Origin of the sequence: Flavobacterium pokkalii (assembly GCF_014596575.1) — a bacterium.
Classification (GTDB): Bacteria; Bacteroidota; Bacteroidia; order Flavobacteriales; family Flavobacteriaceae; genus Flavobacterium; species Flavobacterium pokkalii.
Window position 1 is genome coordinate 1 of record NZ_NASZ01000047.1, and the last position, 1,724, is coordinate 1,724.

1 rRNA gene is annotated in these 1,724 nt (G+C 48.4%); it reads left to right on the plus strand.

The annotated features are described in order from the left end of the window. Positions 1-1,623: ribosomal RNA gene (locus B6A10_RS16155) — 23S ribosomal RNA — on the plus strand; the annotation flags it as partial. Between the last annotated feature and the right edge of the window lie 101 nt (positions 1,624-1,724).

Below are 1,724 nucleotides of genomic sequence, written 5' to 3' on the forward strand. Positions count from 1 at the left end.
GCTGGACTGGTTAGAAAAGAAAATGTAGGCATAAGTAACGATAATGCGGGCGAGAAACCCGCACACCGAAAGACTAAGGTTTCCACAGCTATGCTAATCAGCTGTGGGTTAGTCGGGACCTAAGGCGAACCCGAAGGGGGTAGTCGATGGCCAACGGGTTAATATTCCCGTACTACTGAATACTGTGATGGGGTGACGGAGTGATGAAAGCGCCGCGAACTGACGGAATAGTTCGTTAAAGTACCTAGCTATAAGTTTTATAGGCAAATCCGTAAAACTTGGTGAAATACGATAGTACACGGAGACTTCGGTTGAAGTGATAGTGCGCCTAAGGGCTTCCAAGAAAAACCTCTAAACTTCAGGTATTTAGTACCCGTACCGTAAACCGACACAGGTAGTTGGGATGAGAATTCTAAGGTGCTCGAGAGATTCATGGCTAAGGAATTAGGCAAAATAGACCCGTAACTTCGGGAGAAGGGTCGCCCACAGCGATGTGGGCCGCAGTGAAGAGGTCCAGGCGACTGTTTATCAAAAACACAGGGCTCTGCAAAATCGTAAGATGAAGTATAGGGCCTGACACCTGCCCGGTGCTGGAAGGTTAAGAGGAGATGTTATCTTCGGAGAAGCATTGAATTGAAGCCCCAGTAAACGGCGGCCGTAACTATAACGGTCCTAAGGTAGCGAAATTCCTTGTCGGGTAAGTTCCGACCTGCACGAATGGTGTAACGATCTGGACACTGTCTCAGCCATGAGCTCGGTGAAATTGTAGTAACGGTGAAGATGCCGTTTACCCGCAGTGGGACGAAAAGACCCTGTGCACCTTTACTATAGCTTAGTATTGACCTTGGATAAATGATGTGTAGGATAGGTTGGAGACTGTGAAGTGGCGTCGCCAGGCGTTGTGGAGTCATTGTTGAAATACAACCCTTTGTTTATCTGAGGCCTAACCCCCAATCGGGGGGACATTGCTTGGTGGGTAGTTTGACTGGGGTGGTCGCCTCCAAAAGAGTAACGGAGGCTTCTAAAGGTTCCCTCAGTACGCTTGGTAACCGTGCGAAGAGTGCAATGGCATAAGGGAGCTTGACTGAGAGACATACAGGTCGATCAGGTACGAAAGTAGAGCATAGTGATCCGGTGGTTCCGCATGGAAGGGCCATCGCTCAAAGGATAAAAGGTACGCCGGGGATAACAGGCTGATCTCCCCCAAGAGCTCATATCGACGGGGGGGTTTGGCACCTCGATGTCGGCTCGTCACATCCTGGGGCTGGAGAAGGTCCCAAGGGTTGGGCTGTTCGCCCATTAAAGTGGCACGCGAGCTGGGTTCAGAACGTCGTGAGACAGTTCGGTCTCTATCTACTGTGGGCGTTAGAAATTTGAGTGGATCTGATTCTAGTACGAGAGGACCGAATTGGACTAACCTCTAGTGTATCTGTTGTCCCGCCAGGGGCACTGCAGAGTAGCTACGTTGGGAAGGGATAAGCGCTGAAAGCATATAAGCGCGAAACCCACCACAAGATGAGATTTCTTTTAAAGGTCGTGGAAGATGACCACGTTGATAGGCTATAGGTGTAAAGGCAGTAATGTCATAGCCGAGTAGTACTAATAACCTGTAAGCTTATGTACATCCCACCTCCCTTGTTAAAAGGGAGGGGAAACTTTCTAATCCGGATAAGGAAACTGAATTTGATTATTTATCTCAGTATGTTAAGATATTGTTTTAATTA